This is a genomic window from Marinobacter sp. C7, assembly GCF_022343555.1.
Classification (GTDB): domain Bacteria; phylum Pseudomonadota; class Gammaproteobacteria; order Pseudomonadales; family Oleiphilaceae; genus Marinobacter.
Window position 1 is genome coordinate 803124 of the sequence record NZ_JAKQZH010000001.1, and the last position, 17950, is coordinate 821073.

The window sequence follows — 17950 nt, forward strand, 5'->3', positions numbered from 1 at the left end:
AGGCGGCAGTATACCCTGATCAAATTACCTTCACATTCGGCGAGGTCACACATCAAAGGGGTTACAGACAGCTGTCCTGATGTTGCCAACAAAGTTATCCACAGAATCTGTGGGAAAAGTTTTTCGTGATGCTGGTCAAAAAAACGGCATTAGACCTTCCGCGATAGGTGCCCTGGTTCACGGTGCTCCGACCGAATGTGCGGCAAACTTGTTTTCGGGTGGTGAGTGATAGTTTGACCCATCTGTTTATCCGGTCACGAGTGTGAGGAGAAGTGTCGTGCAAGGATCGTCTTCCAGTGGTTTCAGTGTTGAGTCCGCAGGTCGTATTCTGGAGGGTTTTTCAATGGAGCAGGTATCCGGGGCGCTGGCGGCCCGGTTCCGGCTCAAGCCCTCGCAGATTGGCGTCATGCTCTCCCGGCGTATGGTAATCAAGCGCGGCCTGACAAAAGCCGGTGCGCAGAAGCTTGAGGCCGCACTGAAAGCGTCAGGTCTGGATGTTTCCGTGCCGGAATTGACCTTCGATCCGGAACCCTGCGAGGAGCCGTTTGATCTCGATGACGCATTGCCAGATGCGATTCCCACGGTGCCGGTCAGTCCGGCCCAGAGGGCCGGGCTGATTGCTGCGGCGGGCCTCAGTCTGGTTGTACCGCTGCTTTATATCGGAGTGATTGTTGCGGCAACCGCGGGTCTGATCTGGTACCTGACCCTGATCCCCGGTTTGCTGGCTGAGTCAGGTTCGCTGGCGCACAGCTCCCTTGTCGTAAGTGTACCGGTTGTGTGCAGCCTGCTTCTGCTGTTCCTGGCACGCCCCCTGTTCACAAAACACCCGCAGCCTTCGGGTGTGCCACTGGATCGCCAGGAGCATCAACGCCTCTTCAACCTTGTGGATGCACTATGCCAGAGGATGGGGCTGGCGCCCGTGCAGGCTATCTGCGTTGATAATCGGCCCGGAGTCACCTTGAGGCCGAGCGGGGGGCTGGGCAGTCTGCGTAATCGGGAGTCTACGCTGACAGTTGGTCTGCCTCTGTTGGCCAGTCTCGACGTCCGGCAGTTGATCGGTGCCGTCAGCTACGAACTGGGCCATTGGGCCCACCCCACAACGATGTACACCAGCTGCGTGATCCGAACCGTTAACAGTTGGCTGGCCGGCTGGGCACTGGCGAAGGATGCGTGGGATGTCCGCCTGGACTGTTGGCAGGATAAGTCGCCGGCCTTTGTCGGTCATGCGGTACTACGGCCAGCGCAGGCGATTATCGGCGTGACTCGCAGACTGTTCAGGGGGATGTACCGTATCAACCTTCGGGTTACTCGCTACCCCGCACGCAAAATGGAGTACGAGGCCGACCGTTATGGGTGTTGGCTGGCAGGCAGTAAGACCTTTGAAATCACTGCCGAAACGGTGCACTCGCTGGTCTACGCGGGTCAGTCCGTTCAGGAAGCCAATGACCGGGCCCTGGAGGAGGGAAAGCTGATGCGTAACCTCCCCCTTGCCATCGTTGAAACTGCAGATAATCTGACCGCGGAGCAGCGGCGGGCGGTACAGACTGCCATGGGGGATGCCCAGGCTTTCTCATGGGAGGCGCACCCTGCGGACGTGGACCGGATCCGCCATGCCCTGGAGCTCGATTTCCCCGGCGTCATACGTCTGGAGGAGCCCGCGGCCAAGTTGCTGGAGGACTTTGAATCCCTGTGCGGCGCTATCACCCGGAAGATCTATGCGGACTCCGGTGTAGAGGATGTGGATAGCGTTCTGGTTGATAACGATGAGATTCTCGGCTTCAGAAAGTCGCCGGATCAGAACGAGGAGGCTCTGGAGCAGTATTTTAACGGGCATCTGACCTCCCGCTTCCTGCAGCTGGAGGCTGGTCGCGAGGGGCCGCAGACGCTACAGCAAATAATCGACACCCTGCGTAGCCGACTGCCGGAGTTGGCGGCACTTCAGGAGTCGTTTTTCAAGACGGCCCGGGTATTTACCGAGCGGACCCACGGCCGGGTGTTGCTGGCAGAAAAAATTGCTATCCAGCCCCGGGAGTTCGGATTGAACAGTCAGGAGTTGCGGGAGGCTGACCGTTTGGTTGAGGAAGCATCCCGGGAATGGCGGGAACTGGGCAAACGTTTACGGGATCTCGATCATCTGTTTGCCCGGCGAATGCAGTTGGCTATTGATCAGATGTCCGGAGCGGATGCCCGGAATGCCTCAGCGCTGCTGGCCAGTCTGTCATCGTTCGCGGGTCTCAACCTGCCGGTGCGACACCTGAGCAGTTACTCCGCTACCCTGGAGGCTTTGTTGAATGAAGGCGACAGGGCCCGGCTGAAACGAAGCGAGCCGGCGATTCATCACGCTGCTAACCGCTGCCGTGAGTCGATCATTCAGTTCTACAATGCCGCGGCAAGGACGACTTTGTCGTTGCCAGGGCATGAGGCCACCCTGAGGGAGCAGGCAGCAGCTTCGGGACTGGTTGGGAGCTCAAATGCCCGAGAGTTGAAGGCCGGGGCTCTTGACGCCCGCGAAATCCTCCGCGTTGCGCACCAGTGTGACGCGTTGTCGAACGATATGTACGTCCGGTCCATGGCCGCCTTGGCGAAACTCTGCGCGGAGCAGGAAGCGCGTCTTGGTGTGCGGCCACTTAAACTGCTGCATTTCGGCGGCGGTGCCATGGATGCCGTAGCCTGAGGTTGCCGGAGGCTGTTCTTTAAAGGGGGGCGGGCTGATCGGCCAATCGTCCCGCCCCACGTTTGTTGTAAGGTCACCCGATAACAGCAAGTCGAAGAGGGTGATATGGCAATTTCCGGCAAAACCGTGGTGATTACAGGTTCCTCCAGTGGGATCGGCGCAGAAGCCGCCCGCCAGCTGGCCCAGCGAGGCGCAAGGGTCTGTCTGGTTGCTCGCAGGAAAGAGGAACTCAAACAGGTTCAGGACAGTATTGCACAAGCCGGTGGCCAGGCATGGGTCTATCCGGCAGACCTGACCGACGAGCAATCCCTGGGTGATTGTGCCGACGCCATATTGGCGGATCATGCACGAATAGATGTCCTGGTGAATAACGCCGCCCATTCGATCCGCCGGCCGATTACAGAGGCCATGGATCGACTCCACGATTACCAGCGCACCATCAATATCAATTACATTGCCGCCGTCGGCCTCACGCTCCGGTTTTTGCCCAGAATGCTCGAGCAGGGGGAAGGACAGGTCGTGAACATCTCCACCCTGTCGAGCCAGGTCCCGATTCCTTTGTTCTCAGCCTATCTGGCCAGTAAATCGGCACTCGAATCCTTTTCCCGGTCATTACTGGCTGAGTTGGGGCACAAGGGAATCGGCGTTTCCGTGGTGTACTTCCCGATGGTGCGTACGCCCATGTCTGCCCGGACCCAGATTTACAAGCGCATGCCGATGATGGATGTCGAAAAAGCAGCCGGATGGATTGTTCGGGCGATTGACAAACGGTCAGTCCGGGTCGGGAGTCCGCTCGGGACTCTTGGCAGTGTCGCTCTGGCAGCATTGCCCGGACCGGTAACACGACTGACCCAGCCTGCATTCAGGCAGATGGATAAATTGCTCAAACGAGCGAGCGGACGGTCCTGAAAGCGGGAAACGGGTTTTTAAATCCAATTTCTATATTACGTTGGTTTTTCGTCTGGAATAGTCTAGCGACAGGCGATTCCCGGCGTTCTCTGAAGGGGATTCTGAACTAATCTGTAGTAATGAGGCTGCGTTACAAAAAGGAGTAACGGAGATGAATAATACAGATTGGAGAATCAAGGGGCTGGAGTTCGTTAACTGCAATTGTGATCCGGGATGTCCTTGTCAGTTCATGTCCCGTCCTACCCATGGGGACTGCCAGGCTTTTGCGGCAGTCAAAATAGAAGAAGGTTACTTTGGGGAAACGCGCCTGGACGGTCTGTCGTTTGCCATGACGTTGAAATGGCCCGGCGCCATTCATGAAGGCAACGGCCAGGCGCAGGCCTTCGTGGACGAGCGCGCGACAACCGAGCAGCGTGATGCCCTGATGGCAATTCTCTCGGGAGAGACATCGGAGCCCGGAGCGACCTTTTTCAATGTATTTGCCGGCACCCTGTCGAAGATGTATGACCCTGTTTTCTGCCCGATCGAGATGTCGTGCGATGTGGAGAACCGAAGGGCGCAGGTACGAGTGGCTGATCTTCTGGAAGGGACTGCCGAGCCAGTAATCAATCCCGTATCAGGGGAGGCGCATCACGCACGAATCGATTTGCCGGCCGGGTTTGAGTACGCCGTTGCGGAAGTAGCAAAGGGAACCACCCGTGCGCGCGCAGACGTGCCGATGGCCTTCGACGGGACGCACAGCCATCTGTCGCATCTGGATATTGGCCCCAGCGGCGTCTATCGATAGTTCGGGCGTGGCGACATGAGCAGGATCAGCGCCCGGGGGATTCCTCGGGTGTCGTTGGTTACGTTTGGCGCATTGCTGGCCATTACCGCTATCTCCTGGTGGTATCTGTTCGACATGGCGGCCGGAATGACCTCCATGGAAGCGGGCGGTGCCATGATGTTCCGGGAGTGGACGCCCGTTTATTTTGTCCTGATGTTCGTGATGTGGAGCATCATGATGGTGGCCATGATGGTTCCCAGTGCGACTCCGATGGTCCTTCTGTACCGTCAGGTCGCCAGGACCAACAGGCTGGCGCATCAGGCGCTGGGAACCGGTTTGTTTTGCGCGGGCTACCTCGTGACCTGGACATTGTTCAGTCTGGTCGCCACCGCCTTGCAATGGCTGCTTGAAGGGTGGGCGTTGCTGAGCCCGATGATGCGTAGCCAGAGCGTTTTGTTGAGCGGAATGATCCTTATTGGCGCCGGCCTTTACCAGTTTACGGGGCTCAAACAGGCATGCCTGAGGCATTGCCGCGGTCCGCTGTTTTTCATTACCCGTCATTGGCGTCCGGGGCTGAAAGGCGCATTTGAGATGGGCGTCATTCATGGCGTCTACTGTGTCGGTTGCTGCGGTGCGCTGATGGCGCTCCTGTTTGTGGGCGGCGTCATGAACCTGTTGGTGATTGCCGCCATTGCGGTGATTGTTTTGGTTGAGAAATTGGTGCCTGGCGGGGAATGGTTCGCGAAGGGAGTGGGCGGAATCGTCATTATCCTGGGTATTGCAATGGTCGCGTCCGGCTGACGGTAGCTATCGCTTATCGTTCGAAGTCGTGGTATATCAGCACCCCTAGTTGTCATTTTCTTTCGGGACCAGATGCAATGCCAAAAGCCAGTGAAATCAAAAAGAATCAGGCCGTTGACTATGAGGGACGGGTTTATTTCGTAAAGGACATCGAACGCTCCGTGCCCCAGGGGCGAGCGGGTGGCAGCCTGTACCGCATGCGAATGTACGATGTGGTCACCGGTCAGAAGCTGGACGAAACCTTCAAGGATTCGGACATGTTGAACCTGGCGGATCTGGTTCGCCGGCCGGCCACCTTCTCGTACGCCGACGGAGACGAGTACGTCTTCATGGATACCGAGGATTTCACGCAGTACATGCTCAATCGCAGTGCTATCGAAGACGAGCTGCTATTCATCACCGAGGAAACCGAGGGGCTGATGGTGATCCTGGTCAGTGACTCACCAGTGGCACTGGACTTGCCTCCGACCGTTGAACTTGAAATCGAGGAAACCGATCCCTCCATCAAGGGTGGTTCAGCCACGGCCCGCACCAAACCCGCCAGGCTGACGACCGGCCTCGTGGTGCAGGTTCCCGAGCATATCTCCACCGGCGACCGCATCAAGATCAATGTGGAAGAGCGTAAATTCCTGAGCCGGGCCTGAGCCTGCCCGGTGTAGTCCCCGCGAGGCAGCGGGGGCTACCCTCACCGGTTTTCTCTTTCTTTACGCCCTCCGTTTCTATCGCTTTGTTTTTGGCGCAGAAATAATCTAATACACCGGACATTCGCCGACTTCTCCACGCTCGCCCGGTCTATGCTTAACAGAGGGCGCGACGGCATGATCGTCGGACTTGCGACATTGAGAGCGCAGGTCCCTGGAAGGGAGGGATTGAGATGCCCAAGTATATTATCGAGAGAGAACTACCCGGAGCCGGCAAACTCTCTGCCGACGAATGGCAGGAAATCTCGCAGAAATCCTGTCAGGTGATTGAGGAGCTTGGGCCACGGATCCAGTGGCTTAACAGCTATGTCACTGATGACAAGGTGTTCTGCGTTTATATTTCTCCGAACGAGGAAATGGTGCGCCAGCATGCGGATATGGGCGGCTTTCCGGTCAACGCCATTTCGGAAGTTCGAAGCGAGATAGATCCGACTACGGCCGAGTGAGTTGGTGCAGGCCGTAACCGGCCTTAAAGGGGGAGCATGACCGGTCCCGCGGACAAACTGGTCGTTTTCTACGATGGTGCCTGTCCAGCCTGCATCAAGGACAGGCGGCGTTATGAGAAACTGGCCGGTAAAACTGGCGAGTCTGTGGAGTGGTTCGATATCACCGGCCGCGATGACGTGCTGCGCCGGGAAGGAATCGACCCTGACAGCGCGTTGCGCGAGCTGCATGTCAAGGACAGCGAGGGCACGATTCACCGGGAGATAGACGCCTATATTCTGTTGATGTCGAGGGTCCCGGTATTGAAGCCGCTGGCCTGGCTGATTGGCCTGCCGGTGATTCGCCCCCTGTTGGCTCGCCTTTATCACGCCTGGGTTGACCGGAGACTATCCGGGCAGGGCTAGACTCACCTCCGGGCAAGCAGGGCAGGTCAGCTCCTGCAGTTTCCGGCCTTCCGGTAACCAGCGGCTTCGGCTTCACGAGCACTGCTGAAGGCGACCCGGTTGCGTTTGGAAACCCGGTTGTAGCTCGGGCAACCTTCGGGGAGGTGGTAGATCTGGCTGCGGGCGTTGCCGATCACCACTGCGTCGCTCTCCGCCCGGGCGATCTGCTGTGGAGCCGAGTCCTGCCTTATGCCCTCGGCCATGTTTCTGTGGCCAGGCGTCCAGACGCGTTCTCCGGTCACAAAGGGATTGTGGTGGCCCATCACTGCGGCAATTCGCCGGTCGCGTTCTCGCTCCCAGTCAGTCACGGGAAACTGCCGGTGCCAACTAATGAGCAGTTGCTGCTGTTTACGGCTCATCTTCAGGTCGTAGCGGTCGTGGATGTAGAAATAGGTGCGGGCGATGAGGCCTTTCACCGCATCCCGCGGTTCAACCGTGCGGTCTCCGAATGAAACGCGCACATCGCATTGACCGTGCTGGCCCGGAGTTCCCGGTAGCACCCCGAACGAATAGTTACTTCGATCGCCGTTCACCTCGCCGATTGCCGGAACCAGGTTGTGCATGTTTGCTTCCATGCGCTCGAAGAGAGGATCGTTGGCAGCGCAGTGCCGGCGCCCGCCTTCCTGCCAGCATTGGCGCTGGTGGCCCATGACCCAGGCGGGGACCACGTGCTCCCATTCGATACGCTGCGCCCGATTGCGCTGCTTTCGGACCTGGTAACCGCAGGATGCAAGGTCGACCCGGCCGCCCGAAGCGCCGGTCCACTGCCACTGGCAGCCGCAGTAGAGGGAGCCTTCATCGGACTGGTTCTGGTCGTGGTAAACCTGTTGGCGCAACTCAAGCTTGGCTTCTCGAAACGACCCCGGTTCGGCGAACAGGGATTGGGAGAGGAGTACAGAAAACAGGACAATGAATAATCGGACAGCGAGCACGGAGGCACCTCGATCTTGCGCGTGAATGGCGGGCAAGATTTTGCTCGATATCTGTATTCAGGACTGTAACTTATTGTAATAACTGTACTTTAATTGGGCGTGTCCGCTAGTCGATGGAGCTGATCTCGGCGGCAGTGAGGGGGCGGTACTTTCCGGCTGGCAGGTCAGGATCCAGGACCAGGTCTCCCATTCGTTCCCGATGCAGCGAGGTCACCCGGTTACCCACCGCATGAAACATGCGCTTGACCTGATGGTAGCGTCCCTCGTAAATGGTGAGTCTCGCCTCTGCTGGCCCCATCTGTTCCAGCCGCGCCGGAGATGTTCTGAGCTGTTCGTAGTCAAACCAGATACCTTCGGCAAAACGGTCCGCCGTATCCGGAGAAATCGGGTAGGCGGTGGTGACCCGATAGACCTTGGGGATTTTTACCCTGGGCTCGGTCAAACGCCGCGACCAGAGGCCATCACTGCTCAATATCAGGAGTCCGGTACTGGCCCGGTCCAGGCGGCCACCGATGTGCAGGTGATTTCGCACGGCCGGCTCGATCAGGTCCATCACCGTGGGATGAATCGGATCCCGGGTGGCGCTCAGGTAACCCGCTGGCTTGTTCAGCATCAGGTAGTGGGCGGGATCCGCCTGCTGGATAATTTCCTGATCGAGTCTGACTTCCCGGAACCGGCTGATGTCCCGGGAACCTTCCTTGCAGACCTCACCATCAACACATACGCGTCCGGCAGCAAGAAGGACGTTGGCGCGGCGGCGGCTGATGCCGTTTTGGTTACTCAGGATGCGTGAGAGTTTCATGGGTTAATCATACTAACGATCAGGTAATCTGTAGTCAGTGTTTTGGTGCAGGGTTGCCCGGTATAGTAATGCTTCGTCACATTCCGAGGAGAGAATGGCATCCATGCCTGATAGACCCGCCAAGCCCGTTTCCGCGTCTGCCATCGAGAAACACGTTTACAAGGTGTTCCCCAACGACATGAATTCCCACAATACGGTGTTCGGGGGCATGATCATGGCCAAGTGCGACCGCCTGGCACTGGTGGTGGCGGAGCGCCACTCGGCGCATGTCTGCGTTACGGCGGCTGTGGATTCCATTCACTTCCGGGCTCCCGCCAAGGGCAATGATACCCTGCTGTTCAGTCTTTCGCTGAACCGGAGTTGGGGCTCCTCTATGGAGATCGGAGCCCGGGTTGAAGCGGAAAACAGCTACACTGGCGACACCCGCCATATTCTTTCGGCGTTTTTCACCTTCGTTGCGCTCGACGAAAACGACAAGCCGGTGGACGTGCCCACGGTGATTCCCGAGACGGCTGAACAGAAACGTCGCTTTGACAATGCACAGATCCGAAGGGAAGGAAGACTGGCAACTCGCAAACAGCTTGATAATGGCGCGTCGAAGAGCTGAGTCCCTGGGGCGCAAAGCCCTCCGCTGGTTGACCTGGAGTTTTTTGGGGGCGCTTGCGGCCTCGATACTCCTGTTGCTCCTGTTCCGGTTTGTGAACCCGCCAACCTCGGCGTTTATGGTCGGCTACTGGTTGGGTCACCCCGATCAGGAACTCCGGCAGGAGTGGGTGCCTTACGAGCAGATTTCACCGTGGATGCCGCTGGCGGTTGTGGCCAGCGAAGACCAGCGTTTTCCCGAGCACTGGGGTGTGGATTTCAATGCGATTCACTCTGCTGTCGAGGAGTATATCCAGGGCGAGGGGCTCCGCGGCGCCAGTACCATTAGCCAGCAAACTGCCAAGAATCTGTTCCTCTGGAACGGGCGTAGCTTCGTCCGGAAAGCTCTGGAGGCTGGTCTGGCTGTTACTCTGGAAGTTTTGTGGCCGAAGGAGCGCATTCTTGAGGTCTACCTCAACATCGCCGAGTTTGGCCCCGGTATTTATGGAGTCGAAGCGGCGAGCCGCGTGTTTTTCGGTATTCCGGCAAACCAGTTGTCCAGAACCGAATCCGCCATGCTCGCAGCGGTGCTGCCGAATCCCAAAGTTTTTCGGGTCGACCGGCCCTCGGCGTATGTCTGGGACCGAGTCGACTGGATCAATCGCCAAATGGGCCAGTTGGGACTGGGTTATCTCAAGGGATTGTGAAGGCCGCCCGCAGGCGGCCTTCTTGCTGGTCAGGGTGTGACCGGCCCATTGCAGTACAGCACGTCGTTAACGTCCTCGCAGCTCCACTGGAAGATCCAGAGGCCGGTGTTGCGATCCGAACCCAGGATATACTGCTCGCCGTCGATTTCGGTAACGTGAATGCCCCAGAAGTTGGAGCCTTCCGCCTCACCATACTCCTCTCCGGCGATAAAGCGGCCCACCTCGTGCATGTTCCATGAGACGACGCCTTCGCCTTTGGTGTTGCCGTGCAGGTGGCCCGGCCGCCATTCCACCGCGCGCATGCCCAGGGAATACCAGCTGATGAAGGTCCGGTCCGGGTTGGTGGGGTCCACTTCCAGGTTGTGCATGGTCAGGTCTCCGGCCCCACTGGCCAATGCCGGATCGGTGACTTCGGCAGGCGCGTAGTAGCCGATTTCACCCAGGTAGTCCACTTCCACCGATTCGGCATCTTCGCCCATACCTCTCGGTACGGTCATGGTCGATCTGACATTGTTCAGCGCGTGGAAGTACCCCCAGCCGTCGAAGGCCGCGCCCAGGGTGGCAACCAGACCCAGACTGTCGGGGGTGGGCAGAGCGGGATTCATGCCACCGGGGCAGGCTTCCGGGTCATAGCCATCAATGCCGAGGATGGCATAGCCGGTGGAACGCGGCACGAACAGCATGGGAATGTCCCCTTCAACCAGCATGGAGACGGTGGCTTCGCAATTGCCCTCTGCCGCCGAATTGAAGACCACTCCGGCCTCGTAGCCTGCGGCCTGAACCGTCTGCGCCTTGGTGGCAAACGCACAGTCACCCCGTTCAATCACCGCAATCGTGGCTCCGACATCCGCAGCAGCAGGCAAGGAACCGCCACAGGCGCGTCCGACGTAAGCCGTCTGGCCACTCACTTCGTCTACCGCTCCTCCGATTTGGGGGACATCGCTGCCCTGGTTGGCGCGGTAGTCCTCGCCGGCGACAGTAACCGCGGTGAAGAGAGAGTCGAAGTCTTCGTCACCACCAAAAATCTTGTCGAAATTGGGGCCGGCGAAGACTGCGGCGTGGGCATTCCCTTCTGGAGGAGAGGTGTCGTAAACCGGATCGGTTTCCGGATAGGTGGAGTCTGCCAGGAAAACCGGATTGGCCGGGTTGTTGATGTCGAGGGTGATGAATCCGGCATCCCAGTAAGAAAGGACGGCCTGCCAGTTCTCGCCAGGCCCGGGATCCATGTCGTTCACCCAGACATCGTGGAGAAGCGGCGCCGCAAAACTGCCCATGAAAAGCTGGCCGTCATCGGCGATTTCGGGATTGGTTGCCAGCCAGGTACCGATCCCCGTCTCGTTGATCAGCTTGGGAGACTGCGGCTTGGAGATGTCGACAATCTTCAGATCATCCACGGCGACGTCATCCACCACAAGCATGTAAGTTTTACCTTCCGCCGTTGTCCATGGAAAGACGTTGTGGACCGGAAAGTCGAGGAAGTTCTGTTTCAGCGGGTGGGGGCGGCTCGGGTCGGTCACGTCCCAGAGCGAAACACCCATCTGGCCCTGTTGATGGCCGCCATTTCCGCCACCAACGGCAAGCCCGTTGCCGAGCGTCGGCCCGCAGGGCTCAAGCGAATGGATCAGCACGTCCCGACCATCTATTTCGGTCACTTTGACATCGTTGATCCTTGTCTGGGGCGGAGACTTGATCATACCAACCGTGACCGGATTGGCCGGGTCCCGGATGTCGGAGATGTAAACCCCCGCCCGGGTGCAGTCCGGTTCCTGGAAGGTGCCGATGTAGGCATACCCGTCTTTGGCCCAGACGTCGGTATAAAGCCCGTCCGAGATACCGCCAAGCGTGTCCCGGCCGACCACGTTGAAACCGTAGTTCTGGTTGGCGGGTATGTGGCCGTCGGGCAGGGGGGTATCGTGGGCGGGATGCAAGCCGGTATCTCCGTCCGATACCAGCTGGTCATCCGCCAGGGCCGTCGTAATCAGGGTTGATGACAGAGCAATGGCGGCCAGGGGTCGCCACAGTGAAATCATAGCCATTGTTATTCCTTCTTTTTGGCACGGCGCCATCCCTTGGCTCAGGGTGGGGTCGAGCGACCCCTGTGCTTCGGGATGACAATCCCGTGATTGAGTGAGTACAGGCAGAACGTCGCAAAATCCTGCCTCAAACAACCATAGCAATGACCTGTTGCGCGTATTATTCGATTTCGGCGCAAGGGTTTCCCAACTATCTGTTTTTAATATAAAAATGGATAGCTGTTGGCGACATGTAGCAGGGTGGGGCCCAGGGTCAGGTGTCCACCAGACAGAGCTTTTTCATCAGTTTGCGCCAGCCGATGGGCAAACGCTCCTCCAGTGCCTTCAGGTGCGGCACATCCAGGGGCCAGGGATAGAAGGGGGCCTTGCAGCCATAGATGACGGTGTTGTTGGTCTTGCTGTGGAAGTACAGGAGGCATGGGAACTGGCGTACCAGTTCCCGGAACAGGCTGCCGCTCTCATCCGGTACCTTGTGGTAGTTCAGGATCAGCCAGCCGTCGTCGGTGAGGGCATTGCAACAATCCTTGATAAACCGCCGCTGGGCCTGGGCGGGGCTCATGCGATCCGCGCTGTACAGGTCGGTAAAGATCATGTTGGTGCTGGCCGGTGACAGCCCGGCGACGGCCTTGCGGGCATCGGCGATGGTGACTTCCACCCGGTCCGATTCAGGCAGTGCGAACCACTCCCGTGCTACTTCCAGGACTTTCGGTCGCAACTCGATGACGTGAACGCGGCACTCCGGAAACAGTCGATACAGGCCATGGGCCAGGGCGCCCCCGCCAAGCCCGAGCACGGTTACATGGGCCGGCGTCGTGAATGCTGCGGGTAACAGCATGGCACGGCTGTATTCGTGCACCGGCAGGTACGGGGCGGCTCGGGCGATCTTGCTCTGCTCGAAAATCGAGTCAAAGCTCAGGACCCGGTGTTTCCGGTCGTCAATCACCAGGATGTTGCCCAGCGCATCCCGGGTCACGTGGACGATTTCACCCCGTATTTCAGGTTTCTGCATCATGAAAATGTGTGGTAATGGGCTATGGTGTCAGTATGGGCCTTATTGGCCGGCACGTGGAGAGTATCCGATTGCGAACGATGATGCAGGTGTGCGGTTATGACAAAACTGTCTGAAGGCGCCCGGCACTATGTGCTGATCCTGCTCCCGCGACTGCTGAAAGATGTGGAGCAGATCGGTCTGCCGGAAATTATCAGGACATCCGGTTTCACCGAACAGGAAGTCACCTCACTGTATTTCCGGTTTGTCTCCATCGCCCGGGTGCTGCCTGATGATCCGGAAGGGATTACCCCGGACATCTGGGAGCACCTGGTGTATTGCGTTCAGGTCATGACCGGCATGGTGAATGCTGCGTCTCTCGATGACCTGATCGAGGCCCGGGAACGGGCCGTTCGCAAGTATCTGCCCCATGCGCGCAAGACCCTCGAAGAAGAGTTTGAAGAGTCGCGGCATGACGGCACAGTCGATTTCCGTCTGGCCGGTTTGCTGCGCCAGGAAGCGACTCCGGAGCATTCCCGGGAACTGTGTATGGAAGCCATCCGTCGCGAGCGGGAGGAGCGTTTCGAGTCCGTTCGTGCCCTGGACGCCAGTGCCCTTGGTGCCCACCAGTCGTTCATCGTCGAGTCGGCCAAAGCCTTTGTGATCCGGGAGATGGCGTCCGCGCCGGAGGACTTTGATGTCCTCGATCTGGTCATACGGCTTCTGGATCTGCTGAGGATGGTGCGGATCCTGGAGGCCCGGTCGAAACCGGGGGAAAGTCCCGTGTCTGCCGACGTCTCCGTGGAGCGTATCGTTCTGGGGCTGGGCAATGTGTTGTACAAGCATGAGCTCGGTCTGGAGGCTGCCGGCTGAAGCTTTCACCTCTGCGTTCAGATGCCTGTGTCCTTGACGTTTTCCATGACGACGAAGGTACTGGTCTGCAACACATGGGGCAGGTTGGAGATCTGCTCTCCGAGCACCTGGCGGTACTCCGCCATATTCCGGGTGCGGATCTTCAGAAGGTAATCGAAGTTGGCGGCCATCATATGGCACTGCTCCACCGCGGAAATCTGCTTGACGGCCTCGTTGAAGGCAGCGAGGGCGTTGCTGCTGGTGTCGGAGAGGGTGACCTGGGCAAAGGCGACATGACTCAGCCCCAGCTTGGTCTGATTCACCAGTGCCGTGTAGCCGGTAATGTACCCCTGTTCTTCCAGCCGACGCATTCGTACCTGGCAGGGTGTCTTGGAAAGACCGACCCGTGTGGCGAGTTCGGTGATGGTAATTCGGGAGTTCTTCTGTAACTCCCGAATAATTGAGTGATCAATTCTATCCAGTTCGACCATTACTTGGTCTCCTGCCACGATGAACGTCTATTTCGATATTGGAATATAAGCAAAATGCCTGCATTTTGAAACTATATGGTCAAAGCGACTTTCGGGTCTTCAGTATACTGGACTGGCAAGAATCAGTACCGCACTGCCGATACCGCCCGGAGAAGATTGATGACCGATTCCCGCTCAGTACAACAACAAAGCCTGCTGGAACAGCTTGCCAGTGCCCTCGAAAACCAGCATGTCGAAGCCGACGACTCCCTGGACCTGCGCAGGGTCGTGGCGAAAATGATGGAGGAGTCCCGTTCCTGGGATGACGACCTCCACCGTCAACTTGTCGATGCCTTTGGTGAAACCCTTGGTGGGCGATATGCCCAGTTGTTCAGCGGTAGTTTCCCTTCGTCTTATCGTGCCCGCTTCGGCACTGCCGAGGCACTGGACGATATTCGCCAGATCCAGTCCATTGCCATCAGTTCCGATGTGCCGATGGGTTTTTACCATTCCTGCGACAGCGCCGAGGGCGAACTGAACTTCAAACTCTACAGTCAGGGCAGCCCGGTGATTCTGTCGGATGTGATCCCTATCCTGGAGAATCTCGGGATGCGGGTTCTGGGGGAGCATCCCTACCGGATTCAACGCCGGGATGGCGAAGCCTTTGGTGTCAGTGATTTTACCGTGGAGTTTCACTCCCGGTGCCGGAATGCGGATTTCAAGAAGGTGAAACCCCTCGTTCAGGAAGCCTTCCGGGAAATCTGGAACGGTTTTGCCGAGAACGACGAATTCAATCAGCTGATTATGGCCGCGGGCCTGGGATGGCGAGAGGTCGCTTTACTGAGGGCGTACGCGCGTTACATCAAACAGCTCCGGTTCGGGTTCAGTCAGCCGTTTATCGCCGATACGCTGGCCCGCCATCTCGATATCACCGCCAGTCTGGTTGCGCTTTTCAAGGCCAGGTTCGAACCCCTTGCTGAATCTGCAGAAATGCGGGCCGGACGGGTCGACGCTATTGAGACCACGATCCTCGACGCCCTGGAGCGAGTGGAAAGCCTTGACGATGACCGGATCCTGCGGCGTTTCCATGCGCTCATCCAGGCGACCGTCAGAACCAACTACTACCAGCGGGAGGAGTCCGGCCAGCCCAAGGGGTACCTGTCATTCAAGCTTGATCCATCCTCCATCCCGGACATTCCCAAACCCCGCCCCCGTTTCGAGATCTTCGTGTACTCGCCGCGGGTGGAGGGCGTCCACCTGCGAGCCGGGCCGGTCGCCCGTGGTGGCCTCCGGTGGTCCGACCGTGTCGAGGATTACCGGACCGAGGTACTTGGGCTGGTCAAGGCTCAGCAGGTCAAGAACTCGGTCATTGTGCCGGTGGGCGCCAAGGGCGGCTTTGTCGTCAAGCATCCGCCTGAGGACGGTTCGCGGGAATCGCTTCGGGCCGAAGGTATCGCCTGTTATCAGACATTCATTCGGGGATTGCTCGATCTTACCGACAATCTTGAGGATGGTGCCGTTGTTCCGCCCGCCGATCTGGTCCGCCACGACAATGATGATCCTTATCTGGTCGTTGCCGCAGACAAGGGCACGGCGACGTTTTCCGATATCGCCAACAGGCTGGCCGGGGAGTACCGGTTCTGGCTTGGTGATGCCTTTGCCTCCGGTGGCAGCGAAGGCTATGACCACAAGAAGATGGGGATCACCGCGCGCGGTGCCTGGGAATCCGTGAAGCGCCATTTCCTTGAGAAGGGGCTGGACACCCAGTCCGAGGATTTTACGGTGGTGGGGATCGGAGATATGGCAGGCGATGTGTTCGGCAACGGAATGCTGCTCTCCGAGCACATTCGCCTGGTCGGCGCTTTCAATCACCAGCACATTTTTGTGGACCCTGCGCCGGATGCTTCCGCCTCCTTCCACGAGCGCAAGCGTCTTTTCGAATTGCCGGGCTCCTCCTGGGCTGATTATGACCAAAGCCTGATCAGCAAAGGAGGTGGTGTATTTGCCCGCTCCGCCAAGTCGATTCCGGTGTCACCCGAAATGCGCGCACTTTTGGGCATCGATGCCCGGCGCCTGGCGCCAAACGAGCTGATCCGTTCGCTGCTCCGGGCGCCGGTGGATATGATCTGGAACGGCGGCATCGGTACTTATGTGAAGGCGCCTTCTGAATCCCATGATGACGTTGGTGACAGGACCAACGACGGGCTCCGGGTCGACAGTGCCGAGCTTCGATGCCGGGTGTTGGGTGAGGGCGGTAACCTGGGCGTCACCCAGCGTGGGCGCGTGGCATTCGCCCTGGCTGGCGGCTCCGCCAACACGGACTTTATTGATAACGCCGGCGGAGTGGACTGCTCGGACCATGAAGTGAATATCAAGATCCTGCTCAACGAGCGTGTCGCACGGGGCCAGATGACGCTGGCGGAGCGCAACCAGTTGCTTCGGACAATGACGCCGGAAGTGGCGGAACTGGTGCTGCGCAACAACTACCGCCAGGCCATGGCACTCAGCCTGGCGTGCACCGGAAAAGTAGGCTCGCAGGAAGGATACGAGCGCCTGATGCGCCGGCTTGAGTCGGACGGGCGCCTGGACCGGGCCCTGGAATTCCTGCCGGACGACGAAGAACTGCACGAACGTTCTGGCGGATTGACCAGGCCCGAGCTTGCGGTGTTGTTGTCCTACGCCAAGATAGAGCTCAAGCAGTTACTCATGGCCTCGCCGATTGTCCGGGATTCCCGGTTCTCCCCGGCGCTTTTCTCGGCGTTTCCGGTATCCATGCAGGAGGCATTCCCGGAGGCGATCGAAACGCACCCGCTGCGTGCCGAAATCGTGGCAACCCAGATTGCCAATGACATGATCAACCGCATGGGTATCACCTGGGTGGAACGGATCCGCAATACCACAGGGGCAGACGCCGGAAGTATCGCCGCCGCCTACCTGATCTCTGTGCGAATCCATGACGTAGACCGGCAATGGGAAGCCATCGAAAAACTGGATGGCCGGATCGACGCCGGGGTACAGGCAGACCTGTTCAGCGATGTCATCCGTCTGGTGACCCGAAGCGCCAGCTGGCTGCTGCACAATCGCCGCCACAACCTGGACCCGTCTGATTGCGAGGCAAGATACCGGGTGCCGTTGGCTGGTGTGCTGACCTCGATCGACCGATTGTCGTCGGTCATACCTGAAAGTCGCTGGTATGGGCACTATGCTGAATACAGGGAGAACAAAGTACCGGAAGCTTTGGCCGCTTATTGTGCATCGGCCGAGAGCCGCTACTGGCTGATGGATATGATCGAGATTTCAGGCCAGCTGAACCAGGATCTGGGAAATGTGGCCTGGGTGTATTTCCGGTTGGGGGAAAGTCTCAATCTGACCTGGCTGGACCGGCAGATGCGCGCGTACCGGGCGCACGGACACTGGCAGCTCCTGGCCACCGTCCATTACCGGGATGAGCTCGACCAGCAGCTAAGGGATCTGACGGCATCGGTTCTGGCACAGGACGGCTCGGATCAAGGCGTACCGGCGTCGCCCGAGGCAAAGCTGGAATCATGGCGCAGCGCAAGACAGCCCTTGCTTGGCCGCTGGAAGCGGATGCTGGGAGACATGCAGGCCGTCAGCGACGTGGATTGCGCCGTGTTTTCGGTGGCCCACAGCGTGCTCCGGGAGCTTTCCCGGGACGCCGCCTGAAATTCGATTAAAGGAAATGTGTCTGCCAGACAATAATGTTGTGGTTATTTAATAAATTTCTGGCGCCTAAAAAAGTCGTAATGAATTGCAGTCCCGGTTTTTATGGGCAAATCGTCTTTTTCATTCTCGGTAGAATGCGAGACAGACAAGACAAACAGTAAA

16 protein-coding genes are annotated in these 17950 nt (G+C 58.5%); 11 read left to right on the forward strand and 5 right to left on the reverse strand.

What is annotated here, in order from left to right; translation table 11 throughout:
• Positions 1–277 precede the first annotated feature (277 nt).
• The 7 genes from MD273_RS03775 to MD273_RS03805 all read left to right on the forward strand — a co-directional run bounded on the left by MD273_RS03775 (position 278) and on the right by MD273_RS03805 (position 6699).
• Positions 278–2674, forward strand: coding sequence for a M48 family metallopeptidase (locus MD273_RS03775; protein WP_239036436.1), 2397 nt, complete (start codon positions 278–280; stop codon positions 2672–2674).
• A 105-nt stretch (positions 2675–2779) separates the two neighbouring features.
• Complete coding sequence (locus tag MD273_RS03780; RefSeq protein WP_239036437.1) at positions 2780–3583, forward strand: SDR family NAD(P)-dependent oxidoreductase; 804 nt, start codon at positions 2780–2782, stop codon at positions 3581–3583.
• A gap of 151 nt (positions 3584–3734) precedes the next feature.
• The gene (locus MD273_RS03785) at positions 3735–4370 is read left to right on the forward strand and encodes a DUF1326 domain-containing protein (RefSeq protein WP_239036438.1); all 636 of its coding nucleotides are present in this window, start codon (positions 3735–3737) and stop codon (positions 4368–4370) included.
• A 15-nt stretch (positions 4371–4385) separates the two neighbouring features.
• A complete protein-coding gene (locus MD273_RS03790) occupies positions 4386–5150 on the forward strand; it encodes a DUF2182 domain-containing protein (protein ID WP_239036439.1) in 765 nt (254 codons plus the stop codon).
• 77 nt (positions 5151–5227) lie between these two features.
• A complete protein-coding gene (gene efpL / locus MD273_RS03795) occupies positions 5228–5794 on the forward strand; it encodes an elongation factor P-like protein EfpL (RefSeq protein ID WP_239036440.1) in 567 nt (188 codons plus the stop codon).
• Between the two features lie 230 nt (positions 5795–6024).
• On the forward strand, positions 6025–6297 hold the full coding sequence (locus MD273_RS03800; RefSeq protein ID WP_239036441.1) for a DUF4242 domain-containing protein: 273 nt from the start codon (positions 6025–6027) through the stop codon (positions 6295–6297).
• A 36-nt stretch (positions 6298–6333) separates the two neighbouring features.
• On the forward strand, positions 6334–6699 hold the full coding sequence (locus tag MD273_RS03805) for a thiol-disulfide oxidoreductase DCC family protein (RefSeq protein WP_239036442.1): 366 nt from the start codon (positions 6334–6336) through the stop codon (positions 6697–6699).
• A 26-nt stretch (positions 6700–6725) separates the two neighbouring features.
• On the opposite strand, the gene MD273_RS03810 is transcribed toward MD273_RS03805, so the two are convergent.
• Entirely contained in the window at positions 6726–7670 is a 945-nt protein-coding gene (locus MD273_RS03810; protein ID WP_239036443.1) for an endonuclease, read from the reverse strand.
• A gap of 106 nt (positions 7671–7776) precedes the next feature.
• A complete protein-coding gene (locus MD273_RS03815) occupies positions 7777–8472 on the reverse strand; it encodes a pseudouridine synthase (protein WP_239036444.1) in 696 nt (231 codons plus the stop codon).
• Positions 8473–8575: 103 nt separating this feature from the next.
• Between MD273_RS03815 and MD273_RS03820 the strand changes: the two genes are divergently transcribed.
• Positions 8576–9079 (forward strand): acyl-CoA thioesterase, encoded by a 504-nt coding sequence (locus MD273_RS03820; RefSeq protein WP_239036445.1) that lies wholly within the window; start codon positions 8576–8578, stop codon positions 9077–9079.
• Positions 9060–9761, forward strand: coding sequence for a monofunctional biosynthetic peptidoglycan transglycosylase (gene mtgA / locus MD273_RS03825; protein ID WP_239036446.1), 702 nt, complete (start codon positions 9060–9062; stop codon positions 9759–9761). Before MD273_RS03820 ends, mtgA begins: the two co-directional genes overlap by 20 nt.
• A gap of 29 nt (positions 9762–9790) precedes the next feature.
• On the opposite strand, the gene MD273_RS03830 is transcribed toward mtgA, so the two are convergent.
• Positions 9791–11797 (reverse strand): PA domain-containing protein, encoded by a 2007-nt coding sequence (locus tag MD273_RS03830; RefSeq protein WP_239036447.1) that lies wholly within the window; start codon positions 11795–11797, stop codon positions 9791–9793.
• A gap of 250 nt (positions 11798–12047) precedes the next feature.
• Positions 12048–12803, reverse strand: a complete 756-nt coding sequence (locus MD273_RS03835; protein WP_239037604.1) for a spermidine synthase — start codon at positions 12801–12803, stop codon at positions 12048–12050.
• 99 nt (positions 12804–12902) lie between these two features.
• Between MD273_RS03835 and MD273_RS03840 the strand changes: the two genes are divergently transcribed.
• Entirely contained in the window at positions 12903–13655 is a 753-nt protein-coding gene (locus MD273_RS03840; RefSeq protein ID WP_239036448.1) for a hypothetical protein, read from the forward strand.
• A 17-nt stretch (positions 13656–13672) separates the two neighbouring features.
• Here the strand turns inward: MD273_RS03840 and MD273_RS03845 are convergent, their stop codons facing one another.
• Positions 13673–14125 carry an Lrp/AsnC ligand binding domain-containing protein gene (locus tag MD273_RS03845; RefSeq protein ID WP_239036449.1) on the reverse strand — a complete coding sequence of 151 codons (453 nt, stop codon included), beginning with the start codon at positions 14123–14125 and terminating at the stop codon, positions 13673–13675.
• 159 nt (positions 14126–14284) lie between these two features.
• On the opposite strand from MD273_RS03845, the gene MD273_RS03850 reads away from it, so the two are divergent.
• Positions 14285–17788 (forward strand): NAD-glutamate dehydrogenase, encoded by a 3504-nt coding sequence (locus MD273_RS03850; protein ID WP_239036450.1) that lies wholly within the window; start codon positions 14285–14287, stop codon positions 17786–17788.
• Positions 17789–17950: the final 162 nt, after the last annotated feature.